Origin of the sequence: Methylobacterium oryzihabitans (genome assembly GCF_004004555.2) — a bacterium.
GTDB lineage: Bacteria > Pseudomonadota > Alphaproteobacteria > Rhizobiales > Beijerinckiaceae > Methylobacterium > Methylobacterium oryzihabitans.
In genome coordinates this window covers 16,111-36,719 of the sequence record NZ_SACP01000004.1, presented here as the reverse complement: position 1 = coordinate 36,719, position 20,609 = coordinate 16,111, and the positions used below count along the sequence as shown (strand labels likewise).

The window sequence follows — 20,609 nt, the reverse complement described above, 5'->3', positions numbered from 1 at the left end:
GCCAATGGCTTTGAAGACATTCAAGCCGGTCACGCCGAGCCTTCGCCAGCTCGTGATCGTCGACCGTTCGGAACTCTACAAGGGCAAGCCGGTCAAGGCGCTGACCGAGGGCAAGACCTCGACCGGCGGCCGCAACAACCTCGGCCGGATCACCGTCCGCTTCCGCGGCGGCGGCCACAAGCGCGTGCTGCGCAACGTCGACTTCAAGCGGCGCGAGCACGCCGGCAAGGTCGGCACCGTGGAGCGGATCGAGTACGATCCCAACCGCACCGCCTTCATCGCCCTCGTCTCCTACGAGGGCGGCGGGCAGAGCTACATCCTGGCTCCGCAGCGCGTGAAGGCCGGCGACCGCGTGGTGTCGGGCGAGCAGGTCGACATCAAGCCCGGCAACGCGATGCCGATCGGCAACATGCCGGTGGGCACCATCGTGCACAACGTCGAGCTGAAGATCGGCAAGGGCGGGGCGATCGCCCGGTCCGCGGGCAACTACGCCCAGATCGTCGGCCGCGACCAGGGCTACGTGACGCTGCGCCTGAACTCGGGCGAGCAGCGCCTCGTGCACGGCCAGTGCTTCGCCACCGTGGGCGCGGTCTCGAACCCCGACCACATGAACATCTCGCTCGGCAAGGCCGGCCGCAACCGCTGGCTCGGCAAGCGTCCGCACAACCGCGGCGTGGCGATGAACCCGATCGACCACCCGCACGGTGGTGGCGAGGGCCGCACCTCGGGCGGCCGTCACCCGGTCACGCCCTGGGGCATCCCGACCAAGGGCAAGAAGACCCGCTCGAACAAGCGCACCGACACGTTCATCGTGTCGAGCCGCCACTCCCGCAAGAAGTAAGAGCTTCACGCCATGGCACGCTCAATCTGGAAGGGGCCGTTCATCGACGGCTACCTCCTCAAGAAGGCGGAGACCGCGCGCGGCTCCAGCCGCAACGAGGTCATCAAGATCTGGAGCCGGCGCTCCACGATCCTGCCGCAGTTCGTTGGCCTGACCTTCGGGGTCTACAACGGGCAGAAGCACATCCCGGTCTACGTCTCCGAGGAGATGGTCGGTCACAAGTTCGGCGAGTTCTCGCCGACCCGGACCTTCCACGGTCACGCGGCCGACAAGAAGTCGAAGAGGCGCTAACATGGGCAAGGCAGCAGCACCCCGCGCGCTCCCGGACAACGAGGCGAAGGCTGTCGCGCGCATGCTGCGCGTCAGCCCGCAGAAGCTCAACCTCGTCGCGCAGCTCATCCGGGGCAAGAAGGTCGCGACCGCGCTCGCCGACCTGCAGTTCTCGCAGAAGCGCATCTCGGTCGAGGTCAAGAAGTGCCTCGAGAGCGCGATCGCCAACGCCGAGAACAACCACGACCTCGACGTCGACGATCTCGTCGTCAAGGAGGCCTACGTGGGCAAGGCGCTGGTCCTGAAGCGCTTCCATGCCCGCGCCCGCGGCCGCGGCGCCCGCATCCTGAAGCCCTTCGCGAACCTCACCATCGTGGTGCGCGAAGTCCCCGCCGAAGCGGCGTGAGGAGGACCTGATGGGACAGAAGATCAATCCGATCGGTCTCCGGCTCGGCATCAACCGGACCTGGGACTCGCGCTGGTACGCCAACAAAGGCGAATACGCCAAGCTGATGCACGAGGACGTGGCGATCCGCCAGGCCCTCATGAAGCAGCTCAAGCAGGCGGCGGTCTCGAAGATCGTCATCGAGCGTCCGCACCGGAAGTGCCGCGTCACCATCCACTCGGGCCGCCCGGGCGTGGTGATCGGCAAGAAGGGCGCGGACATCGAGAAGCTGCGCAAGCTCGTCGGCGGGATGACCAAGGCCGACGTGACGATCAACATCGTCGAGGTGCGCAAGCCCGAGATCGACGCTACCCTGGTGGCCGACTCGATCGCCCAGCAGCTCGAGCGCCGCGTCGCCTTCCGCCGCGCGATGAAGCGCGCCGTGCAGTCGGCGATGCGCCTGGGTGCCGAGGGCATCCGCATCAACTGCTCGGGCCGCCTCGGCGGCGCCGAGATCGCGCGCCTCGAATGGTACCGCGAGGGCCGGGTTCCGCTGCACACGCTGCGCGCCGACGTCGATTACGGCACGGCGACCGCGTTCACGACCTACGGCACCTGCGGCATCAAGGTGTGGGTGTTCAAGGGCGAGATCCTCGAGCACGACCCGATGGCGCAGGACAAGCGGGCCCACGAGGAGGGCGGCCGTTCGAGCGGGCGTCGCGATCGTGAGCGCGGCGGCGAGCGTGGCGACCGCGGTGATCGCGGCGGACGCGACGCGGCCTGAGCGCTCCGCGCCCTCAGAGTGTGAGAGACAGCCATGCTGCAACCCAAGAAGACCAAGTTCCGCAAGCAGTTCAAGGGCCGCATCCACGGCACCGCGAAGGGCGGAACCGACCTGAACTTCGGACAGTACGGCCTGAAGGCCGTTGAGCCCGAGCGCATCACCGCGCGCCAGATCGAGGCGGCCCGCCGCGCGATCACCCGCGAGATGAAGCGCCAGGGCCGGGTCTGGATCCGGATCTTCCCCGACGTGCCGGTCTCGGCCAAGCCCACCGAAGTCCGCATGGGCTCCGGCAAGGGCGCGCCCGAGTACTGGGCGGCGCGGGTTCACCCGGGCCGGATCATGTTCGAGATCGACGGCGTCGCCGAGGACATCGCCCGCGAGGCGCTGCGCCTGGGCGCCGCCAAGCTGCCGGTCCGCACGCGCTTCATCCAGCGCATCGCGGACTAAGGAGAGACTGCCATGAAGTCGAGCCAGAGGCTGTCTGACCTGAGCGCGATGACGCCGGATCAGCTCAGCGACGAGCTCCTGAACCTGAAGAAGGAGCAGTTCAACCTGCGCTTCCAGCGGGCCACGGGTCAGCTCGAGAACGTCGCCCGCGTGCGCGAGGTCCGTCGCGACATCGCCCGCGTCCGCACGCTGCAGCGCCGCAAGACGCTGCAGCCGGCATAAAGGAGAGGGACCCATGCCGAAGCGCGTGCTGCAGGGCGTCGTCGTCAGCGACAAGCAGGACAAGACCGTCGTGGTGAAGGTGGAGCGCCGCTTCACCCACCCGGTGATGAAGAAGACCGTGCGCCGGTCGAAGAACTACCACGCCCACGACGAGAACAACGCGGCCAAGGTCGGCCAGACGGTGTTCATCGAGGAGTCGCGGCCGTTCTCGAAGCTCAAGACCTGGAAGCTGGTCGAGAGCGCCGCCGCCGAGGCGTGATACGATCGCGGGACGATCAGTCCCGCGATCGTATCATCAGCCCGCGCGGCGCCTGAGCGAAGCCGGTTTCCGCATCGCGACGCGATCCCGGAGGGATCGTCGAGCGATCGATCGGAAGCCGTATGACGCGGGGGCCCGACCCGGAAGGGGAGGGCGCGCGCCACGCTTGCCAGCCGGCCCGAATCAGGGTAGAGGGCCGGCTTCCACGACAGACATGAGGGGCGGACACGCCCGTCATCCGCGTGCGTTGACCGCGCCGGCGCCGTTCAAGCGCCGCAGCGCGGTCTCTTCGATGGAAGGGGGCGCGAGCCTCCCAGGACGGGGACATCAGATCCCCATCAGGCTGCCGTCCGCCGGGCAATCGTGCCTCGCGGAGACCTGCCTGAAACAAGGAAAGGGCGTGAGTCCGTGATCCAGATGCAGACGAATCTGGACGTCGCCGACAATTCCGGCGCACGTCGCGTGATGTGCATCAAGGTGCTCGGCGGTTCCAAGCGCAAGTATGCCGGCGTCGGCGACATCATCGTGGTGTCGGTGAAGGAGGCGATTCCGCGCGGCCGCGTGAAGAAGGGCGACGTGATGAAGGCGGTGGTGGTGCGCACCGCCAAGGACGTCCGCCGCCCCGACGGTTCGGTGATCCGCTTCGACCGCAACGCGGCCGTGCTGATCAACAACCAGAAGGAGCCGATCGGCACCCGCATCTTCGGGCCCGTGCCGCGCGAGCTGCGCGCCCGCAACCACATGAAGATCATCTCGCTCGCCCCGGAGGTGCTGTGATGGCCGCGAAGGTGAAGAAGGGCGACACGGTCGTCGTGCTCGCCGGCCGCGACAAGGGCCGCTCGGGCGAGGTGATCCAGGTCATGCCGAAGGAGGACCGCGCCCTGGTCCGCGGCGTCAACCTGGTGAAGCGCCACCAGCGCCAGACCCAGACGAGCGAGGGCGGGATCATCTCCAAGGAGGCGGCGATCCACCTGTCGAACCTGGCGGTCGCCGATCCCAAGGACGGCCAGCCGACCCGGGTCGGTTTTCGTGTTCTGGAAGACGGGCGCAAGGTTCGCTTCGCGAAGCGCTCGGGAGATCTGATCGATGGCTGAGGCGCTGAAGGACGGCTACACGCCGCGGCTGAAGAAGCACTACGAGGACGTGGTGCGGCCGAAGATGATCGAGGAGTTCGGGTACACCAACCCGATGCAGGTCCCGACGATCGAGAAGATCGTCCTCAACATGGGCGTCGGCGAGTCGACCCAGGACTCGAAGAAGGCGACCGTGGCGGCCGAGGACCTCGGCCTCATCACCGGCCAGAAGCCGGTCATCACCCGCGCCCGCAAGGCGATCGCGACCTTCAAGGTCCGTGAGAACATGCCGATCGGCTGCAAGGTCACCCTGCGCAAGCAGCGGATGTACGAGTTCATGGACCGCCTCATCACCATCGCGCTGCCGCGCGTGCGTGACTTCCGCGGCCTGAACCCGAAGTCGTTCGACGGCCGCGGCAATTACGCGCTCGGTCTCAAGGAGCACCTCGTGTTCCCGGAGATCAACTACGACAAGGCGCAGAACGCCTGGGGCATGGACATCGTCGTGGCGACCACCGCCAAGACCGACGCCGAGGCCCGCGCGCTCCTGAAGCACTTCAACTTCCCGTTCCGGCAGTGAGGGCCTGACGGCTCTCAGACGCGGACACCGGAGAACAGACCAAGATGGCTAAGAAGAGCAAGATCGAGAGAGACAAGCAGCGTCGCGAGCTGGTGAAGCTCTACGCGCCCAAGCGCGAGGCGCTGCTCGCCACGGCGAACGACGAGTCGCTGCCGATGGAGGAGCGCTTCGAGGCGCGCCTCAAGCTGGCCGAGCTGCCGCGCAACGCCAACCCGACCCGCATCCGCAACCGCTGCGCGATGACCGGCCGGCCGCGGGCGTTCTACCGCAAGCTCGGCATCTCGCGGGTCGCCCTGCGGGATCTCGGGTCCCGGGGCCTGATCCCCGGTCTCGTGAAGTCCAGCTGGTAAGGGGAGGCAGCACCCATGATCACCGATCCCGTGGGCGACATGCTCACCCGCATCCGCAACGGTCAGCAGCGCCGCCGCAACGTGGTGCAGACGCCGGGCTCCAAGCTCCGCGCCCGCGTCCTCGACGTGCTGAAGTCCGAGGGCTACATCCGCGACTACGCCACGACCGATTACGGCAACGGGCGCACCGAGTTCGCGATCGAGCTGAAGTACTACGACGGCGCGCCGGTCATCCGCTCGATCGAGCGCGTGTCCAAGCCGGGCCGCCGGGTCTATTCGTCGGTCGATACCCTGCCGCGCGTCGCCGACGGCCTGGGCATCACCATCGTGTCCACTCCGATGGGCGTCATGGCCGACCACGAGGCGCGCGAGCGCAACGTCGGCGGCGAGGTGCTCTGCAAGGTCTTCTGACCTTCGGCACCGACAGCCCCAACAGGAGAGACAGATGTCCCGCGTAGGCAAGAAGCCCGTGACCGTCCCGGCCGGCGTCACCGCCTCGGTCGACGGTCAGACCGTGAAGGTCAAGGGTACCAAGGGCGAGCTGCAGTTCCGCGTCCCCGACCAGGTGTCGGTGAGCCACGAGAACGGCGCCATCTCGGTCCAGCCCCGCTCGCAGACGAAGGAGGCCCGCTCGATGTGGGGCCTCTCCCGCGCCCAGGTCGCGAACCTGATCGAGGGCGTCAGCAAGGGCTACGAAAAGAAGCTCGAGATCAACGGCGTCGGCTACCGCGCGGCGGTCGCCGGCAAGGTGCTCAAGCTGTCGCTCGGCTACAGCCACGACGTCGACTACGAGATCCCGGCCGGGATCACGATCACGACCCCCCGTCCGGTCGAGATCATCGTCGCCGGCATCGACAAGCAGCGCGTCGGCCAGGTCGCGGCGGAGATCCGCGATTACCGCGGTCCCGAGCCCTACAAGGGTAAGGGCGTGAAGTACGCCGGCGAGTTCATCTTCCGCAAGGAAGGCAAGAAGAAGTAAGGGCCGACGATGTCTCGCAAACTCGAAATGCTCGACAAGCGCCGCGCGCGCGTGCGTCGGGCGATCCGGGCGGCGGCGAACGGCCGTCCGCGCCTGTCCGTGTTCCGCTCCTCGAAGCAGATCTACGTCCAGGTCATCGACGACGCCACCGGCCGGACCCTGGCCGCCGCGTCGACCCTGGAGAAGGACCTGCGTTCGCGCCTCAAGACCGGCGCCGACAAGGCGGCGGCGGTCGAGGTCGGCAAGCTCGTCGCCGAGCGCGCCGTGCAGGCCGGCGTCACCCAGGTCATCTTCGACCGCTCGGGCTACCTGTTCCACGGTCGCGTCAAGGCGCTCGCCGACGCGGCCCGCGAGGGCGGCCTCGACTTCTGATCCTCGGACGCGGACGCCCCGGCGACCGCCTCCGCCCCGGCGGACACAGCAATCATGCGAGCGGGACCGCCGCCCGCGTCAGTGAACGGATACACGAATGGCACGCGAACGTGAGGGTCGTCGCCGCGACGACCGCGAGGAGCGCGACAGCGAGTTCGTGGACAAGCTCGTCCACATCAACCGCGTCGCCAAGGTGGTGAAGGGCGGCCGGCGCTTCGGCTTCGCCGCCCTGGTCGTCGTCGGCGACCAGAAGGGCCGCGTCGGCTTCGGCCACGGCAAGGCCCGCGAGGTGCCCGAGGCGATCCGCAAGGCGACGGAATCCGCCAAGCGCGGCCTGATCCGCGTCGCGCTGCGCGAGGGCCGGACCCTGCACCACGACGTCAACGGCCGCCACGGTGCCGGCAAGGTCATCCTGCGCGCGGCGCCGGCCGGTACCGGCATCATCGCGGGCGGCCCGATGCGCGCCGTGTTCGAGACGCTCGGCATGCAGGACGTCGTGGCGAAGTCGCTCGGCTCGTCCAACCCCTACAACCTCGTGCGGGCGACCTTCGACGCCCTCAAGAACGAGGATTCCCCCCGTGCGGTCGCCGCGCGGCGCGGTCTCAAGGTGTCGGCCCTCCAGGCCCGTCGCCGCGATGCCGAGCCGGGCGCCGAATCCGCCGACGCGGCGTGAGGGAGGCTGACCGATGGCCGAGAAGACCCTGCGCGTGCAGCAGACCGGTTCGCCGATCCGCCGTGAGCACAGCCAGCGCGAGACCCTCGTCGGGCTCAAGCTGAACAAGCTGCATCGCGTCGCCACCCTGCCGGATACCCCGACGGTGCGCGGCATGATCGCGAAGGTGCATCACCTCGTGCGCGTCCTCGACGACGCGGCGTGAGGAGGGCGTCATGAAACTCAACGAAATCCGCGACAACGACGGCGCGACCAAGAACCGGATGCGCGTCGGACGGGGCATCGGGTCGGGCAAGGGCAAGACCGCCGGGCGCGGCGTGAAGGGCCAGAAGGCCCGCAGCGGCGTCGCCATCAAGGGCTTCGAGGGCGGTCAGATGCCGCTGCATCGTCGCCTGCCGAAGCGCGGCTTCAACAACCCCGGCGCGACCGACCTCAACGAGGTCAATGTCGGGCGCATCCAGCAGGCGGTCGATGCCGGCCGGCTCGACGCCTCGGCCCCGGTCACCGTCGAGGCGCTCCACGCCGCCGGCGTGGTCGCCCGGGTCCGCGACGGCGTGAAGATCCTCGGCGTCGGCGAGCTGACCGCGAAGCTGACCTTCGAGGTCGCCCGCGCGTCCAAGTCCGCCGTCGCCGCGATCGAGAAGGCCGGCGGCTCGGTGACCCAGTCGCTGGCCGCCGCCGACGACGCGGTTGCGTCGGCGTAAGTCAGACTTTAAGTCACTGGTCATCGGCGGCGGCCCGTGCGAGCAGCGCGTGGCCGCCGTCCTCGTTTCCAGGCGTGACCGACGCCGAAGCCCGACCTTCGCAGTCCCGCCCGTCAAGGACACCGTTCATGGCCTCTGCAGCCGAGCAGCTCGCCGCCAACCTCAACTTCGGCGCCATCGCCAAGGCGGACGAGCTCAAGAAGCGCATCTGGTTCACCCTCGGGGCGCTCATCGTCTACCGGCTCGGGACCTACATCCCGCTGCCCGGCATCGACCCCGACGCGCTGCGCCAGAGCTTCGCCAACGCTCAAGGGGGCGTGCTCGGCCTGTTCAACATGTTCTCGGGCGGCGCCGTCGAGCGCATGGCGATCTTCGCCCTCAACATCATGCCCTACATCTCGGCCTCGATCATCGTGCAGCTCCTCACCTCGGTGCTGCCGTCGCTCGAAGCCCTGAAGAAGGAGGGCGAGTCGGGCCGCAAGGTGCTCAACCAGTACACCCGCTACCTCACGGTGGTGCTGGCGATCTTCCAGGCCTGGGGCATCGCGGTCGGGCTGCAGACCAGCGGCGGCATCGTCCAGGATCCCGGGCCGTTCTTCGTCGTGTCGACCGTCATCACGCTGACCGGTGGCACCCTGTTCCTGATGTGGATCGGCGAGCAGATCACCTCGCGCGGCATCGGCAACGGCTCGTCGCTCATCATCTTCGCCGGCATCGTCGCCCACCTGCCCTCGGCCATCGCCGGCACGCTCGAGCTCGGCCGCCAGGGCGCGCTCTCGACCGTGGTCATCCTCGGCGTCGTGGTGATGGCGGCGGCGGTCGTCTACTTCATCGTGTTCATGGAGCGCGCGCAGCGCCGGCTGCTGATCAACTATCCCAAGCGCCAGGTCGGCAACAAGATGTACGAGGGCCAGACTTCGTTCCTGCCGCTCAAGCTCAACACCTCCGGCGTCATCCCGCCGATCTTCGCCTCGTCGCTGCTGCTGCTGCCGGCCACCGCCGCGAGCTTCCAGACCGATCCGAACGGCACCGGCATCATCGCGACCCTCGCGACCTATCTCGGCCATGGCCGGCCCGCCTACATGTTCCTGTATGCGGCGCTGATCGTGTTCTTCGCCTTCTTCTACACCGCGGTGGTGTTCAACCCGCAGGAGACGGCCGAGAACCTGAAGAAGCACGGCGGCTTCATCCCGGGCATCCGCCCCGGCGAGCGCACGGCCGAGTTCATCGACAAGGTCCTGAGCCGGATCACCGTCATCGGCGCGGCCTACCTCACCCTGATCTGCCTCATCCCCGAGATCCTGGTTTCCTACGCCTCGCTTCCCTTCTATTTTGGCGGCACATCGCTGCTGATCGTGGTGTCCGTCACCATGGACACGGTGGCCCAGGTGCACGGCCATCTGCTGGCGCACCAATACGAAGGTCTCGTCAAGAAGGCCAAGCTCCGCGGCGCCCGCAGGCGCTAAGGTGGCTGCGCGACGCGGTCCCGGCTCGTGGGACCGCGCCGCGACGATCGGGGCGGCCCGTGGCGCGGCTCCGGAACAGGACACGGCCCGGGCGGATCCGTCGCCGCCGCCGGGTCTGGAGGGAGAGACAGGTTATGCGGATCATTCTCCTCGGCCCGCCGGGAGCCGGGAAGGGCACCCAGTCGGCACGGATCGTCGAGCGCTACGGCATCCCGCAGCTCTCGACCGGAGACATGCTCCGGGCCGCCGTCGCGGCCGGCACGCCGGTCGGTCTTCAGGCCAAGAGCCTGATGGAGAGCGGCGCGCTGGTGCCCGACTCGGTCGTGGTCGGCATCGTCGCCGATCGGATCGAGGAGGCCGACGCCCGCCCCGGCTTCATCCTCGACGGCTTCCCGCGCACCGTGGCCCAGGCCGCGGCGCTCGACACCATGCTGAAGCAGAAGGGCCTCGGCATCGACGCGGTGATCGAGTTCAAGGTCGACGAGGACGCCCTCGTCGGGCGCATCGCCAAGCGCGCCGCTGAGACCGCCGCCCGCGGCGAGCCGGTGCGCAAGGACGACACGCCGGAGGTGTTCAAGACCCGTCTCGACGCCTACCGCACCCAGACCGCGCCGCTCTCCGAGTACTATGCCGGCACCGGTCTGCTCCGCCCGGTCGACGGCATGGCGCCGATCGAGGAGGTGACGCGCCAGCTCGACGGCGTGCTGCAGCCGATCCGCCAGCCGGTCTCGGCCTGAACGCCGCACGGGTCGTGTGGTTGACAGGCTGCCCGGTCCGCGCTAGCAGGCACACCTTCGTTCAGACACGGACGGTCCGGCGCGCCCCCTTCGGGCCGTTCCGGACCGATTTGCCGTCTGGACGGCGCGCAGGGGCCGGAACTCCACCGGACGCGCGTTCGCACGAGACACTCGGTTCCGCGGCCGAAGCCCGGGACGCGATGGAGAGCACCATGGCCCGTATCGCCGGCGTCAACATTCCGACCAACAAGCGCGTCGTGATCGCGCTGCAGTACATCCACGGCATCGGCCCCAAGAAGGCCGGCGAGATCACCGAGAAGGTCGGCATCCCCGCCGAGCGCCGGGTGAACCAGCTCACCGACGCCGAGGTGCTCCAGATCCGCGAGGCCATCGACCGCGACTACATCGTCGAGGGCGATCTGCGCCGCGAAGTCGCGATGAACATCAAGCGGCTGATGGATCTCGGCTGCTACCGGGGCCTGCGTCACCGCCGCGGCCTGCCGGTCCGCGGCCAGCGCACCCACACCAACGCCCGCACCCGCAAGGGCAAGGCCAAGCCGATCGCCGGCAAGAAGAAGTAAGGCCGCGCGACCCGTCAGGGTCGCCATGAGATCCCGGCGGCACGGTGCCGTCGGGGGGACGGTTTGAAATCCCGAGCGCCTGGCACGACGGGCGCGTCTGAAGGATCTGGAAGACAAGATGGCCAAGGAAACCACACGCGTCCGCCGCCGCGAGCGCAAGAACATCGTGTCGGGCGTCGCCCACGTGAACGCCTCGTTCAACAACACGATGATCACCATCACGGACGCGCAGGGCAACACGATCTCGTGGTCGTCGGCCGGCGCTATGGGCTTCAAGGGCTCGCGCAAGTCCACCCCCTACGCCGCCCAGGTCGCGGCCGAGGATGCGGGCCGCAAGGCCGCCGAGCACGGCATGCGCACCCTCGAGGTCGAAGTGTCCGGCCCCGGCTCGGGCCGCGAATCGGCCCTGCGCGCGCTTCAGGCCGCCGGCTTCACCGTGACCTCGATCCGCGACGTGACGCCGATCCCGCACAACGGCTGCCGGCCGCGCAAGCGCCGCCGCGTCTGATCGTCCGGGCCGGGGGCGAACGCCGCCCGGCCCTCCTTGCGAGAACAGGACCGACGTGTCGACCGTTCCGAGTGCCGAGACCGTCCGCCCCGGCGTCCTTCCCTGGACGCTGGGCGATCGCGTTGTGGTCGCCCTCAACGACGGCTACCTCGCTGGCGCGCCCGGGCTGGTCACCGGGCTCGACGCCGACGAGGTCGCGCGCCTGCAGGAGGCGGGATTCCGCGATCCGGCGGTGCCGCGGATCTCGGTCAACGCTTTCCTCGTCCTCGGCGGCTCCGCACCCGTGCTGATCCGATGCCGGGATGGGGCAGGGCGGCCCCGACACGCTCGGTCACCTTCCGGCGGCACTCGCCGCCTGCGGCGTGGCGCCGGAGGCGATCGGCACCGTTCTCGTCAGCCACATGCATTCGGACCATACCGGCGGGCTGACCGGGCCCGACGGCGCGATCCGGTTCCCGAACGCCGAACTCGTCCTGCCCGAGGCCGAAGCGGCGTACTGGCTGTCGGAGGCCGAGGCCGCGCGCGCTCCCGAGGGGCGCCGGCGCGGCTTCCAGGCGGCGAAGGCGCTGGCGGCGTCCTACGGCGACCGGGTTCGGTTCGCCGGCGAGGGCGAGGTCGCGCCCGGGATCGAGGCGATTTCGGCCCCCGGCCACACGCCGGGCCACACCGCGTTCCAGGTGTTCTCCGGCGGCCGCTCGCTCCTGATCTGGGGCGACGTGGTCCACCTGCCGGCGGTGCAGTTTCCCCGGCCCGAGGCCGGGATGGTGTTCGACATCGACGGCGAGATGGCCCGTGCCACCCGCCGGCGCATCCTCGACCGGGTCGCCGCCGAGCGCAGCCTCGTCGCCGGGATGCATCTCGAGTTTCCCGCCCTGGGCCATGTCCGACGCGACGGCGCCGGCTTCGCCTGGGTCCCGGAGCCCTGGAGCGCGGCGTCCTGACCGCCCCGGCTCCGCCCGACAGAGATCAGGACTGAGGCCGCCCCCGGGCGGCCGGCGGGGGCGGCGCCCGGGTCGCTCCCGCAACGATTGGCGAGAGGTGTGAACGTGGTCATTCAGAAGAACTGGCAAGAGCTGATCAAGCCGAACAAGCTCGACGTCACCCCCGGGCACGACCCGAAGCGGATCGCCACCGTGGTCGCCGAGCCGCTGGAGCGCGGCTTCGGCACCACCCTCGGCAATGCCCTGCGCCGGGTGCTGCTGTCCTCGCTCCAGGGCGCGGCGGTGACCTCGGTCCACATCGACGGCGTGCTGCACGAGTTCTCGTCGATCCCGGGCGTGCGCGAGGACGTCACCGACATCATCCTCAACATCAAGACCGTCGCGATCCGCTCGTCGAGCGACACGCCCAAGCGCATGACCCTGCGCAAGACCGGCCCCGGCCTCGTCACCGCCGGCGACATCGCCGCGGTCGGCGACGTGCAGATCCTCAACCCGGACCTCGTGCTCTGCACCCTCGACGAGGGCGCCGAGATCCGCATGGAGTTCACGGTCGCCACCGGCAAGGGCTACGTTCCGGCCGAGCGCAACCGCCCCGAGGACGCGCCGATCGGCCTCATCCCGGTCGACGCCCTGTTCTCGCCGGTCACCAAGGTGTCCTACCGCATCGAGAACACCCGCGAGGGCCAGGATCTCGACAAGGACAAGCTGACGATGACGGTCGAGACCAACGGCGCGGTCTCGCCGGAGGACGCGCTCGCCTACGCGGCCCGCATCATCCAGGACCAGCTCCAGATCTTCGTGAACTTCGAGGAGCCGCGCAAGGAGGAGGCGACCCCGCTCGCGCCGCAGCTCCCGTTCAACCCGGCCCTGCTCAAGAAGGTCGACGAGCTGGAACTGTCGGTCCGCTCGGCGAACTGCCTGAAGAACGACAACATCGTCTATATCGGCGACCTGATCCAGAAGACCGAAGCCGAGATGCTGCGCACGCCGAATTTCGGCCGCAAGTCGCTCAACGAGATCAAGGAAGTGCTCGCCGCCATGGGCCTGCACCTCGGCATGGACGTTCCCGGCTGGCCGCCGGAGAACATCGAGGATCTCGCCAAGCGCTTCGAAGAGCATTACTGAGCCGCGGACCGGGGGAGGGGCCTTGCCTCTCCCCCGGTCGTCGCCTCTCCCGATCCGCCCGCCTCGGGCGGATCGGGAGAGGCGGACAGGGTGAACGCCCCGCCGCCTCTCGCATCCCAAAGAATCCCAGAACGACGGCCGACCCGTGGCACGGCGGCCGAGAATCAAAGGAGTCCGCCATGCGTCACGGTTTTCGCGGCCGCCGCTTCAACCGCACCCACGAGCACCGCAAGGCGATGTTCGCCAACATGTCGGCGGCGCTCATCAAGCACGAGCAGATCGTCACCACCCTGCCGAAGGCGAAGGACCTGCGTCCGGTGGTCGAGAAGCTCATCACCCTCGGCAAGCGCGGCGACCTGCACGCCCGCCGTCAGGCGATCGCCCAGATCCGCGACGAGGCCATGGTCCGCAAGCTGTTCGACGTGCTCGGGCCCCGCTACCAGGGCCGCTCGGGCGGCTATTGCCGGATCATGAAGGCCGGCTTCCGTTACGGCGACAACGCCCCGATGGCGGTGATCGAGTTCGTCGAGCGCGACGTCGAGGCCCGCGGCAAGGATTCCGGTCCGTCGCAGGCCGTCGAGGCCGAGGGCGCCGAGGCGTAAGCCTCCCGCGAGCCTTTCGCGTCAGATCGAGGCGGCCCGGCGGGCCGCCTTTTTTGTGTCCAGAGGCTGGACCGGCCGGGCCGGCGGGAGCAGGGTGCCGCCGCTCCTGGCACGACCGGACCTTCCCCGATGACGCCCCTCTCCGAACAGAATCCCGAGGCGCTCCACGCGACTCTAGGCGATCTGCAGTCCCGCTACGCCGAATTGCAGGCCCGCGGCCTCAAGCTCGACATGACCCGCGGCAAGCCGGCGCCGGACCAGCTCGACCTGTCCGACGACCTGCTGACGATGCCGGGCAACCGCGACCACTTCACCGAGAGCCGCGAGGACGCCCGCAACTACGGCGGCGTGCAGGGGCTGGCGGAGCTGCGCACCCTGTTCTCCGGCGTGCTCGGGGCACCGCCGGCCCAGATCGTCGCCGGCAACAATTCGAGCCTCGCGCTGATGCACGACTGCCTCGCCTACGCCCTGCTCAAGGGCGTGCCGGGCGGCGCGCGGCCGTGGTCGCGCGAGGAGACCGTCCGCTTCCTCTGCCCTGTGCCGGGCTACGACCGCCACTTCGCCCTGTGCGAGACCTACGGCATCGAGATGCTGTCGGTGCCGATGACCCCCGACGGGCCCGACATGGCGGTGGTCGAGGACCTGGTGCGCGACCCCTCGGTCAAGGGCATGTGGTGCGTGCCGCAATACTCGAACCCCGGCGGCGAGACCTATTCCGACGACACCGTCCGGCGCCTCGCCGCCATGGAGGCGGGGGCGCCGGACTTCCGGCTGTTCTGGGACAACGCCTACGCCCTGCATCACCTGACCGAGCGCCGGCCGCACCTGGTCAACGTGCTGGAGGCGGCTGCCGAGGCGGGGCACCCCGACCGTCCGTTCGTGTTCGCCTCGACCTCGAAGGTGACGCTGGCCGGCGCCGGCGTCGCCTTCCTGGCCGGTTCGCCGGACACCATCCGCTGGTATCTCGGCTGCGCCGGCAAGCGCAGCATCGGCCCCGACAAGCTCAACCAGTTGCGCCACGCCCGCTTCCTGCGCGACGAGGCCGGGCTCCTGCGGCTGATGGACGGGCACCGCCAGCGGCTCGCGCCGAAATTCACCGCGGTGACGCGGATCCTCGACCGCGACCTCGGCGGCACCGGGGCCGCCCGCTGGACCGACCCGGAGGGCGGCTACTTTATCCTGCTGGAGACGCCGGAGGGCTGCGCCAGCCGGGTGGTCGAGCTGGCGGCCGGCTGCGGCCTCGCCATGACCCCGGCGGGTGCGACCCATCCCTACGGCCGCGACCCGCACGACCGGATTCTGCGGCTGGCGCCGTCCTATCCGAGCCTCGCCGAGGTCGAGGCCGCCGCCGAGGTGATCGCGCTCTGCACGCTGATCGCCGCGACGGAGGCCCGGCTGCGGGGCTGATGGTCGCGTCCGTCTCCGGCGGATCCGCGCCCCGCTCCGGGCCCCTCTCCTGCGCGAGGAGGCGTGCCCCGTCATGCGAGTCCCGCGCGCCGCGCGGGCTTCGATCCGGTTCCGGAACGGATCGTCCCGAAACCGGATCACTCCCCGTCGATGCGCTGCCCGATGATCGCGATGGCGCGCTGGTAGACCGAGGCGGCGTTCCAGCCCTGGATCGCCACGAAGTTCGGCTCGCCCGGCTGGTAGCCCGCCCCGGCCCGCCAGCCATGGGCCTTGAGGAAGTTCGCCGTCGCGTTCAGCGCGTTGGTGCTGTCGTCGAGGCTGCCGCCGGTACCGTAGTTCAGGATGCTTTTCGGCAGGAACTGGGTGTGGCCGACCTCGCCGTGGGCCGCGCCGCGGGTGTTGCCGGTCAGCACGCCGCGGTCGACCAGGGTGAGGGCGGCGTAGAGCTGGTCGGTGAAGAACGCCGAGCGCCGGCAATCGTAGGCCAGGGTCGCCACCGCCGAGAGGGTGTTGACGTTGCCGCGCACCGCGCCGAACCCCGTCTCCATGCCCCAGATCGCCAGCAGCGGGCCGGCCGGGACGCCGTAGCGGCGCTCGATCGCGTCGAACAGCGCGGCGTTGCTGCGCTTCAAGGCCCGCCCGCGCGACACGATCGCCGGGGCGCCGCGCTTGGCCATGAACTGATCCAGGGAGAGCTTGAAGCTCCGCTGGCCGCGGTCGGCGGAGATCGTCGCGGTCGAGTACGAGGTGTTGGCCAGCGCCGCGAGGCTCGCCGCGCTCGCCCGGCCCCGCGCCTCCTCGGCGAATTCGCGCTTCCAGGCCTCGAAGCCGGCGGAGGTGTTGCCGCACTGCGCCGCCTGCGCCGCCCCCGTGCCGACCAGCACCGCCAGTCCCAGGGCGGCGAAGGGCCTCCTCATCACGTTCGTCCTCATCCGACACTCCCCTTGCGGCCGTCACTCGCAACGGCCGCGCTTCCGACCGCTTACCTAGCCGCGGCGATGGCCGGGACCACGGGCCGCGAGACTACGGCGTGACTGTTTGCTGAATCCCTTCGTCACGCCCGCCGGGCGGATTCAAGGCAAGGGGCAGAGCAGGGAGCGGGAGCGGCGCCGTTCAGCCCTTGATGGCGGCCAGGACCGCACCGGCCGCGATGAGGGCGATGCCGAGCCAGTTGAGGGCGGACAGGCGCTCGCCGAGGATCAGCACCCCGAACACGGCCACGAACACCACGCTCAGCTTGTCGAGCGGCGCGACCCGGGCGGCGTCGCCGAGGCTCAGCGCGCGGAAGTAGCACAGCCACGAGGCGCCGGTGGCGAGGCCGGACAGGACGAGGAAGACGGCGCTGCGCCCCGGCACGGCGGTCACCTGCCGCCACTGGCCCGACGCCGCGAGCAGCGCCGCGGTGACGGCGACCACCACGAGGGTGCGCAGGAAGGTCGCGACGTCGGAGGCGACGCCCTCGACTCCGACCTTGGCGAGGATCGCCGTGAGGGCGGCGAACACCGCCGAGAGCACGGCCCAGAACGGCCAGGAGGTGACGAGCGCAGTCATGGCGGCACCGCATAAGGGGGACGGACGGTGCGTCAGATAGGGCGCGGGTCTCATACGATTTTCGATCGATCGCTTCGCGATGCGAAAATCGGCTTCGCTCACGCGCCGCGCGGGCTGGTGATACGATATCCGGACGTGGTCGTCCGGATATCGCATCAGAATCGCGTCACCAGCGCCACGCCGGCGATCATCAGCCCGCAGCCGAGGATCCGCCACGGGCCGGCCCCGTGCTGCGCGAAGCCGAGCCAGCCGTAATGGTCGAGCACCACCGACGTGACGATCCCGGCCGTCACGGTGAGGCCGGTGAAGGTCGCGGCGCCGAGGCGCCCGGCGAACAGGATCATCGCCAGCACGTAGGCCCCGCCCATGGCGCCGCCGAGCCAGCCCCACCACGGCACCTGCGCCAGCCGCCCCGCGCCGGGCCAGCCGAGCCCGAGGAACGGCGCGGCGGCGAGGTAGACGAGGGCGTTCGCCCCGGTGACGACGAGGGCGGCCAGGACCGGCTGCTCCGTCGCCTTGCTCAGGGTCGCGTTGGCGCCGGCCTGGACGGTGTTGAGGATGCCGGCGAGGATCGCGATCGGCACGATGAGGAACGCCATGGGGCTCGGCTCCGGTGTCGGGCCCCGTCAACGCGCCGGGCGGCGGCGCTATCCGTCGATGCGGAAATGCGCCTCGGTCGGCGGGTGGCCGACGCCGTTGATCGGCAGGATGTCCTGCGGGCAGGCCGAGAACGCGATCACGAGGTCCATCTCGGCCCGCAGCGCGACGTGGCTCCCGGGCGGGGCGACCGGCGCCTCGAACGACAGGGTGCGGTCGGGCCGGACCGGGATGTTCATGAACAGGTTGAGCGGACTCGGCGTCTCGGCCGAGGACAGGCCGATCTCGGCGAGCCCCGCATGCAGGTTGTCGGTGCAGTTGTCGTGGTAGCCCTCGACGCCGAGGAACTTGTAGCGGTGGCAGTCGCAGGCGGCGATGATGGTGTCGTGGATCCCGCCCGAGGTGTCCTCGACGAAGGTGAGGATCGGCCGGCGGTGGTTGGTCAGCATCGTGTCGCCGACCACCGGGATGATCTTCAGGATGTGGGCGCGGCTGTGCTCCATCGACATGAACTCGGTCATGTCGTCGGCGCGGAACGCCCAGGTGTCGACCACCTGGTCGCCGTGGGTGTTGACGACCCGCACGGTCTGGCCGGCCCGCACCCGGGCGGCCTTGCCCCGGCGGGCCGGAATGGTGACGAGGTCCCCGTCCATCAGCGTGTCTCCCTGTGTGTGAGGCGCTCCTGCCACCGCGGCTGGGCGCAGATCTCGCCGAGGAAGCCGATCACCACGAGGGCGCCAAGATAGGCGGTCGCCCCGGTGCCGACATCGAGCGGCGGGTTCACCTCGACGAAGTCGAAGCCGACGACCTCGTGCCGCTCGGCCACCGCCCGCAGGGTGTCGCGCAGTTCGGCGTAGCTCAGCCCGTCCGGCTCGGCCGAGACGCAGCCCGGCACCAGCGCCATGTCGAGGGCGTCGACGTCGATGCTGACATAGACCGGCGCACCCTCGGGGATCAGCGCCGCGATGCCCGCCGGGCCGAGGCGGCGGACCTCCGGCATCGGCACCACCCGGTTGCCGCCGGCCTCGATGTCCTCGTGCTGGCGGCGGGCGCTGCGCAGGCTGCGGATGCCGACCTGGGTCAGGCTCAGCGCCGTGTCGAGCCGCGCGACGTGCCGGAAGGCGTGGCCGTTGGTGTAGCGCAGGCCGTCCGCCTCGTCGGCGTAGTCCATGTGGGCGTCGAAATGCAGGATGTGGGCCGGCCGCGGGAAGGCGCGGAAGACCGGGTAGGTGATGGCGTGGTCGCCGCCGAGCACCACCGGCAGCGCCCCGCGCGCCAGCACCGCCGCGACGGTCGCGGTGATGTTGGCGAAGGTCGCCTCGACGTTGGTCGGGGCGATGTCGACGTCGCCGCAATCGGCGATCAGCCCCTCGGCGCGCTCGCGCACGAGGTATTCGCGCCGGGTCGCCGGGTCGTAGAGCCCGCCGGCGAAGCGCAGGGAATGCTCGCGCAGGGCCCGCGGCCCCATCCGGCTGCCGGGCAGGAACGGCGAGCCCTCGTCGAACTGCACGCCGATGATCGCCACCGCCGCGTCGAGGGCCTTGGGGTCGGGGCAGACCGGCGCCCGCAGGAAGGACGGGATGCCGGTATAGGGCCGGTCAATGCGGGACATCGCGGGGCTCCGGAGTGGCGCCGGCCGGTCCGCCGCGCCCGACGAGGCGCAGGAAGGCGGCGACGCGGGGGTCGGCCGGGTTGTCGAGGACGCTGCGGGCCGGGCCCGACTCGACGATCCGGCCGTGATCCATGAACACGATCCGGTCGGCGACGTTGGCGGCGAAGCCGATCTCGTGGGTCACCACCAGCATCGTGGTGCCGGCGGCGGCGAGCTGGCGCAGCAGCGCCAGCACCTCGCCGACGAGTTCCGGGTCCAGCGCCGAGGTCGGCTCGTCGAACAGCATCAGGGCCGGGTCCATGGCGAGCGCCCGGGCGATGGCGACGCGCTGCTTCTGCCCGCCCGACAGCGCGTCGGGGAAGCGGTCGGCGCGATCGGCGAGGCCCAGCGCCGCGAGCAGCTCGCGCGCCCGGGCGACCGCCTCCTCCCGCGGGCGGCCGAGCACGACGGTCTGGGGCCGCACCACGTTGTCGAGGGCGCTCAGATGCGGCCACAGGTTGAGCTGCTGAAAAACCAGCCCGATGCGCGGGCGCATCGCGTCGATCCGGCGCCGGCCGTGGTGGCGGATCACCGCGCCGCGGCGCTCGCGCCCGAACGGCTCGCCGCCGAGGAACACGAAGCCCTCGTCGGGCGGGTCGAGCCAGGTGACCGCCCGCAGCAGGGTGCTCTTGCCGCAGCCGCTCGGCCCGATCAGGGCCACGACCTCGCCGCGGGCGATGTCGAGATGGACCTCGTCGAGGGCCAGCGTGCCGCGAAAGCGCTTGGTGAGCCCGACGAGGCTGAGGACGGGCGGGTTCATCGGGCGGCCTGCCGCTCGAAGGACAGGTAGCTCGCTGCCAGGGCGTTGCGGGTGGCCAGCGGCTCGCGGGCCCGGCCGGTCCGGCGCTCCAGCCGGTGCGCCAGCGCCGCCACGATCGCGGTGATCGCCCAGTAGATCAGCGTCACCGCGGCGAAGACCTCGAACGGCGCGAAGGTGTTGCCCTGGATCACCAGCCCCTGGTAGGTCAGCTCCGGCACGGTGATCGAGCTGAGCACCGCCGATTCCTTCACCATCGTCAGCGTCATGTTGGTCGAGGGCGGCACCAGCCCGCGCAGGATCTGCGGCGCGATGACGTGGCGCATGGCCTGGAGCGGCGACATGCCGATGGCGCGGGCGGATTCGAACTGGCCCCGCGGCAGGGCGAGGATCGCCGCCCGAATGATCTCGGCGTAGTAGGCGCCGGCGAACAGGGCGAGCGCGACGGTGCCGACGAGCACCGCCGGCAGGCGCACGCCCCAGAACGGCAATCCGTAATAGACCAGGAACAGGATGAGGATGAACGGGATGCCGCGCAGCACCGTGACGACCGCCGCCACCGCCAGCCGCGGCAGCCGGCCGGGAACGAGGGCGACGAGCGCCAGCACGATGCCGAGCAGGTAGCCGAGCACGAACGCCCCGGCGGCGACCTGGAGCGTCAGCCACGCCCCGGCGGCGAGGAGCGGCAGGTAGGGGATCAGCAGCGCGGGATCGAAGGTCATGGGAAATCCGATCGATTGCGTCGCA

32 protein-coding genes are annotated in these 20,609 nt (G+C 70.1%); 25 read left to right on the top strand and 7 right to left on the bottom strand.

Annotated features, from left to right (window positions below):
* Positions 1-4: 4 nt before the first annotated feature.
* From rplB to EOE48_RS05520, 25 genes are all read left to right on the top strand, one after another.
* Entirely contained in the window at positions 5-841 is an 837-nt protein-coding gene (gene rplB, locus EOE48_RS05640) for a 50S ribosomal protein L2 (protein WP_127727817.1), read from the top strand.
* 12 nt (positions 842-853) lie between these two features.
* Positions 854-1,132: a 30S ribosomal protein S19 gene (gene rpsS, locus EOE48_RS05635; protein WP_127727816.1), complete on the top strand. Its 279-nt coding sequence runs from the start codon at positions 854-856 to the stop codon at positions 1,130-1,132.
* Position 1,133: 1 nt separating this feature from the next.
* Entirely contained in the window at positions 1,134-1,517 is a 384-nt protein-coding gene (gene rplV, locus EOE48_RS05630; protein ID WP_127727815.1) for a 50S ribosomal protein L22, read from the top strand.
* Positions 1,518-1,527: 10 nt separating this feature from the next.
* Positions 1,528-2,280 (top strand): 30S ribosomal protein S3, encoded by a 753-nt coding sequence (rpsC, locus tag EOE48_RS05625; protein ID WP_127727814.1) that lies wholly within the window; start codon positions 1,528-1,530, stop codon positions 2,278-2,280.
* 33 nt (positions 2,281-2,313) lie between these two features.
* Positions 2,314-2,727, top strand: coding sequence for a 50S ribosomal protein L16 (rplP, locus tag EOE48_RS05620; protein WP_127727813.1), 414 nt, complete (start codon positions 2,314-2,316; stop codon positions 2,725-2,727).
* 12 nt (positions 2,728-2,739) lie between these two features.
* A complete protein-coding gene (gene rpmC, locus EOE48_RS05615) occupies positions 2,740-2,949 on the top strand; it encodes a 50S ribosomal protein L29 (protein ID WP_127727812.1) in 210 nt (69 codons plus the stop codon).
* A gap of 13 nt (positions 2,950-2,962) precedes the next feature.
* On the top strand, positions 2,963-3,208 hold the full coding sequence (rpsQ, locus tag EOE48_RS05610) for a 30S ribosomal protein S17 (RefSeq protein WP_127727811.1): 246 nt from the start codon (positions 2,963-2,965) through the stop codon (positions 3,206-3,208).
* Positions 3,209-3,616: 408 nt separating this feature from the next.
* Positions 3,617-3,985 carry a 50S ribosomal protein L14 gene (gene rplN / locus EOE48_RS05605; RefSeq protein ID WP_012330332.1) on the top strand — a complete coding sequence of 123 codons (369 nt, stop codon included), beginning with the start codon at positions 3,617-3,619 and terminating at the stop codon, positions 3,983-3,985.
* Positions 3,985-4,302: a 50S ribosomal protein L24 gene (gene rplX, locus EOE48_RS05600; RefSeq protein WP_127727810.1), complete on the top strand. Its 318-nt coding sequence runs from the start codon at positions 3,985-3,987 to the stop codon at positions 4,300-4,302. Before rplN ends, rplX begins: the two co-directional genes overlap by 1 nt.
* Positions 4,295-4,861, top strand: a complete 567-nt coding sequence (gene rplE / locus EOE48_RS05595) for a 50S ribosomal protein L5 (RefSeq protein ID WP_127727809.1) — start codon at positions 4,295-4,297, stop codon at positions 4,859-4,861. Before rplX ends, rplE begins: the two co-directional genes overlap by 8 nt.
* A 44-nt stretch (positions 4,862-4,905) precedes the next feature.
* Positions 4,906-5,211, top strand: a complete 306-nt coding sequence (rpsN, locus tag EOE48_RS05590) for a 30S ribosomal protein S14 (RefSeq protein WP_127727808.1) — start codon at positions 4,906-4,908, stop codon at positions 5,209-5,211.
* Positions 5,212-5,226: 15 nt separating this feature from the next.
* Positions 5,227-5,622, top strand: coding sequence for a 30S ribosomal protein S8 (gene rpsH, locus EOE48_RS05585; RefSeq protein ID WP_127727807.1), 396 nt, complete (start codon positions 5,227-5,229; stop codon positions 5,620-5,622).
* Positions 5,623-5,656: 34 nt separating this feature from the next.
* The gene (gene rplF, locus EOE48_RS05580; RefSeq protein WP_127727806.1) at positions 5,657-6,190 is read left to right on the top strand and encodes a 50S ribosomal protein L6; all 534 of its coding nucleotides are present in this window, start codon (positions 5,657-5,659) and stop codon (positions 6,188-6,190) included.
* 9 nt (positions 6,191-6,199) lie between these two features.
* A complete protein-coding gene (gene rplR / locus EOE48_RS05575) occupies positions 6,200-6,562 on the top strand; it encodes a 50S ribosomal protein L18 (RefSeq protein WP_127727805.1) in 363 nt (120 codons plus the stop codon).
* Positions 6,563-6,659: 97 nt separating this feature from the next.
* Positions 6,660-7,235 carry a 30S ribosomal protein S5 gene (gene rpsE / locus EOE48_RS05570; protein WP_127727804.1) on the top strand — a complete coding sequence of 192 codons (576 nt, stop codon included), beginning with the start codon at positions 6,660-6,662 and terminating at the stop codon, positions 7,233-7,235.
* A 13-nt stretch (positions 7,236-7,248) separates the two neighbouring features.
* A complete protein-coding gene (rpmD, locus tag EOE48_RS05565; protein WP_127727803.1) occupies positions 7,249-7,440 on the top strand; it encodes a 50S ribosomal protein L30 in 192 nt (63 codons plus the stop codon).
* A gap of 10 nt (positions 7,441-7,450) precedes the next feature.
* Positions 7,451-7,939, top strand: a complete 489-nt coding sequence (gene rplO, locus EOE48_RS05560; RefSeq protein WP_127727802.1) for a 50S ribosomal protein L15 — start codon at positions 7,451-7,453, stop codon at positions 7,937-7,939.
* 128 nt (positions 7,940-8,067) lie between these two features.
* Positions 8,068-9,405 carry a preprotein translocase subunit SecY gene (gene secY, locus EOE48_RS05555; protein ID WP_127727801.1) on the top strand — a complete coding sequence of 446 codons (1,338 nt, stop codon included), beginning with the start codon at positions 8,068-8,070 and terminating at the stop codon, positions 9,403-9,405.
* Positions 9,406-9,539: 134 nt separating this feature from the next.
* A complete protein-coding gene (locus tag EOE48_RS05550) occupies positions 9,540-10,142 on the top strand; it encodes an adenylate kinase (RefSeq protein ID WP_127727800.1) in 603 nt (200 codons plus the stop codon).
* A 212-nt stretch (positions 10,143-10,354) separates the two neighbouring features.
* Positions 10,355-10,723, top strand: a complete 369-nt coding sequence (gene rpsM / locus EOE48_RS05545; protein ID WP_127727799.1) for a 30S ribosomal protein S13 — start codon at positions 10,355-10,357, stop codon at positions 10,721-10,723.
* A gap of 118 nt (positions 10,724-10,841) precedes the next feature.
* On the top strand, positions 10,842-11,231 hold the full coding sequence (rpsK, locus tag EOE48_RS05540) for a 30S ribosomal protein S11 (RefSeq protein WP_127727798.1): 390 nt from the start codon (positions 10,842-10,844) through the stop codon (positions 11,229-11,231).
* A 302-nt stretch (positions 11,232-11,533) separates the two neighbouring features.
* Entirely contained in the window at positions 11,534-12,172 is a 639-nt protein-coding gene (locus tag EOE48_RS05535) for an MBL fold metallo-hydrolase (protein WP_342791816.1), read from the top strand.
* Positions 12,173-12,259: 87 nt separating this feature from the next.
* Positions 12,260-13,297: a DNA-directed RNA polymerase subunit alpha gene (locus tag EOE48_RS05530; RefSeq protein ID WP_425463625.1), complete on the top strand. Its 1,038-nt coding sequence runs from the start codon at positions 12,260-12,262 to the stop codon at positions 13,295-13,297.
* Between the two features lie 179 nt (positions 13,298-13,476).
* Positions 13,477-13,899 (top strand): 50S ribosomal protein L17, encoded by a 423-nt coding sequence (gene rplQ, locus EOE48_RS05525; RefSeq protein ID WP_127727796.1) that lies wholly within the window; start codon positions 13,477-13,479, stop codon positions 13,897-13,899.
* A gap of 129 nt (positions 13,900-14,028) precedes the next feature.
* Positions 14,029-15,306, top strand: coding sequence for an aspartate aminotransferase type Ic (locus EOE48_RS05520; RefSeq protein ID WP_127727795.1), 1,278 nt, complete (start codon positions 14,029-14,031; stop codon positions 15,304-15,306).
* Between the two features lie 137 nt (positions 15,307-15,443).
* Here EOE48_RS05520 and EOE48_RS05515 read toward each other — a convergent pair whose 3' ends face one another.
* The 7 genes from EOE48_RS05515 to EOE48_RS05480 all read right to left on the bottom strand — a co-directional run bounded on the left by EOE48_RS05515 (position 15,444) and on the right by EOE48_RS05480 (position 20,584).
* Entirely contained in the window at positions 15,444-16,223 is a 780-nt protein-coding gene (locus EOE48_RS05515; protein ID WP_246153973.1) for a lytic murein transglycosylase, read from the bottom strand.
* Positions 16,224-16,419: 196 nt separating this feature from the next.
* Positions 16,420-16,857 (bottom strand): EamA family transporter, encoded by a 438-nt coding sequence (locus EOE48_RS05510; RefSeq protein ID WP_127727793.1) that lies wholly within the window; start codon positions 16,855-16,857, stop codon positions 16,420-16,422.
* Positions 16,858-17,012: 155 nt separating this feature from the next.
* Positions 17,013-17,456 (bottom strand): DMT family transporter, encoded by a 444-nt coding sequence (locus EOE48_RS05500; protein ID WP_127727791.1) that lies wholly within the window; start codon positions 17,454-17,456, stop codon positions 17,013-17,015.
* Positions 17,457-17,504: 48 nt separating this feature from the next.
* Entirely contained in the window at positions 17,505-18,107 is a 603-nt protein-coding gene (locus EOE48_RS05495; protein ID WP_127727790.1) for a DUF1989 domain-containing protein, read from the bottom strand.
* Positions 18,107-19,066 (bottom strand): arginase family protein, encoded by a 960-nt coding sequence (locus EOE48_RS05490; RefSeq protein ID WP_127727789.1) that lies wholly within the window; start codon positions 19,064-19,066, stop codon positions 18,107-18,109. The genes EOE48_RS05495 and EOE48_RS05490 overlap by 1 nt, the downstream gene beginning before the upstream one ends.
* Positions 19,053-19,865 (bottom strand): amino acid ABC transporter ATP-binding protein, encoded by an 813-nt coding sequence (locus EOE48_RS05485; RefSeq protein WP_127727788.1) that lies wholly within the window; start codon positions 19,863-19,865, stop codon positions 19,053-19,055. Before EOE48_RS05485 ends, EOE48_RS05490 begins: the two co-directional genes overlap by 14 nt.
* On the bottom strand, positions 19,862-20,584 hold the full coding sequence (locus EOE48_RS05480) for an amino acid ABC transporter permease (RefSeq protein WP_127727787.1): 723 nt from the start codon (positions 20,582-20,584) through the stop codon (positions 19,862-19,864). Before EOE48_RS05480 ends, EOE48_RS05485 begins: the two co-directional genes overlap by 4 nt.
* Between the last annotated feature and the right edge of the window lie 25 nt (positions 20,585-20,609).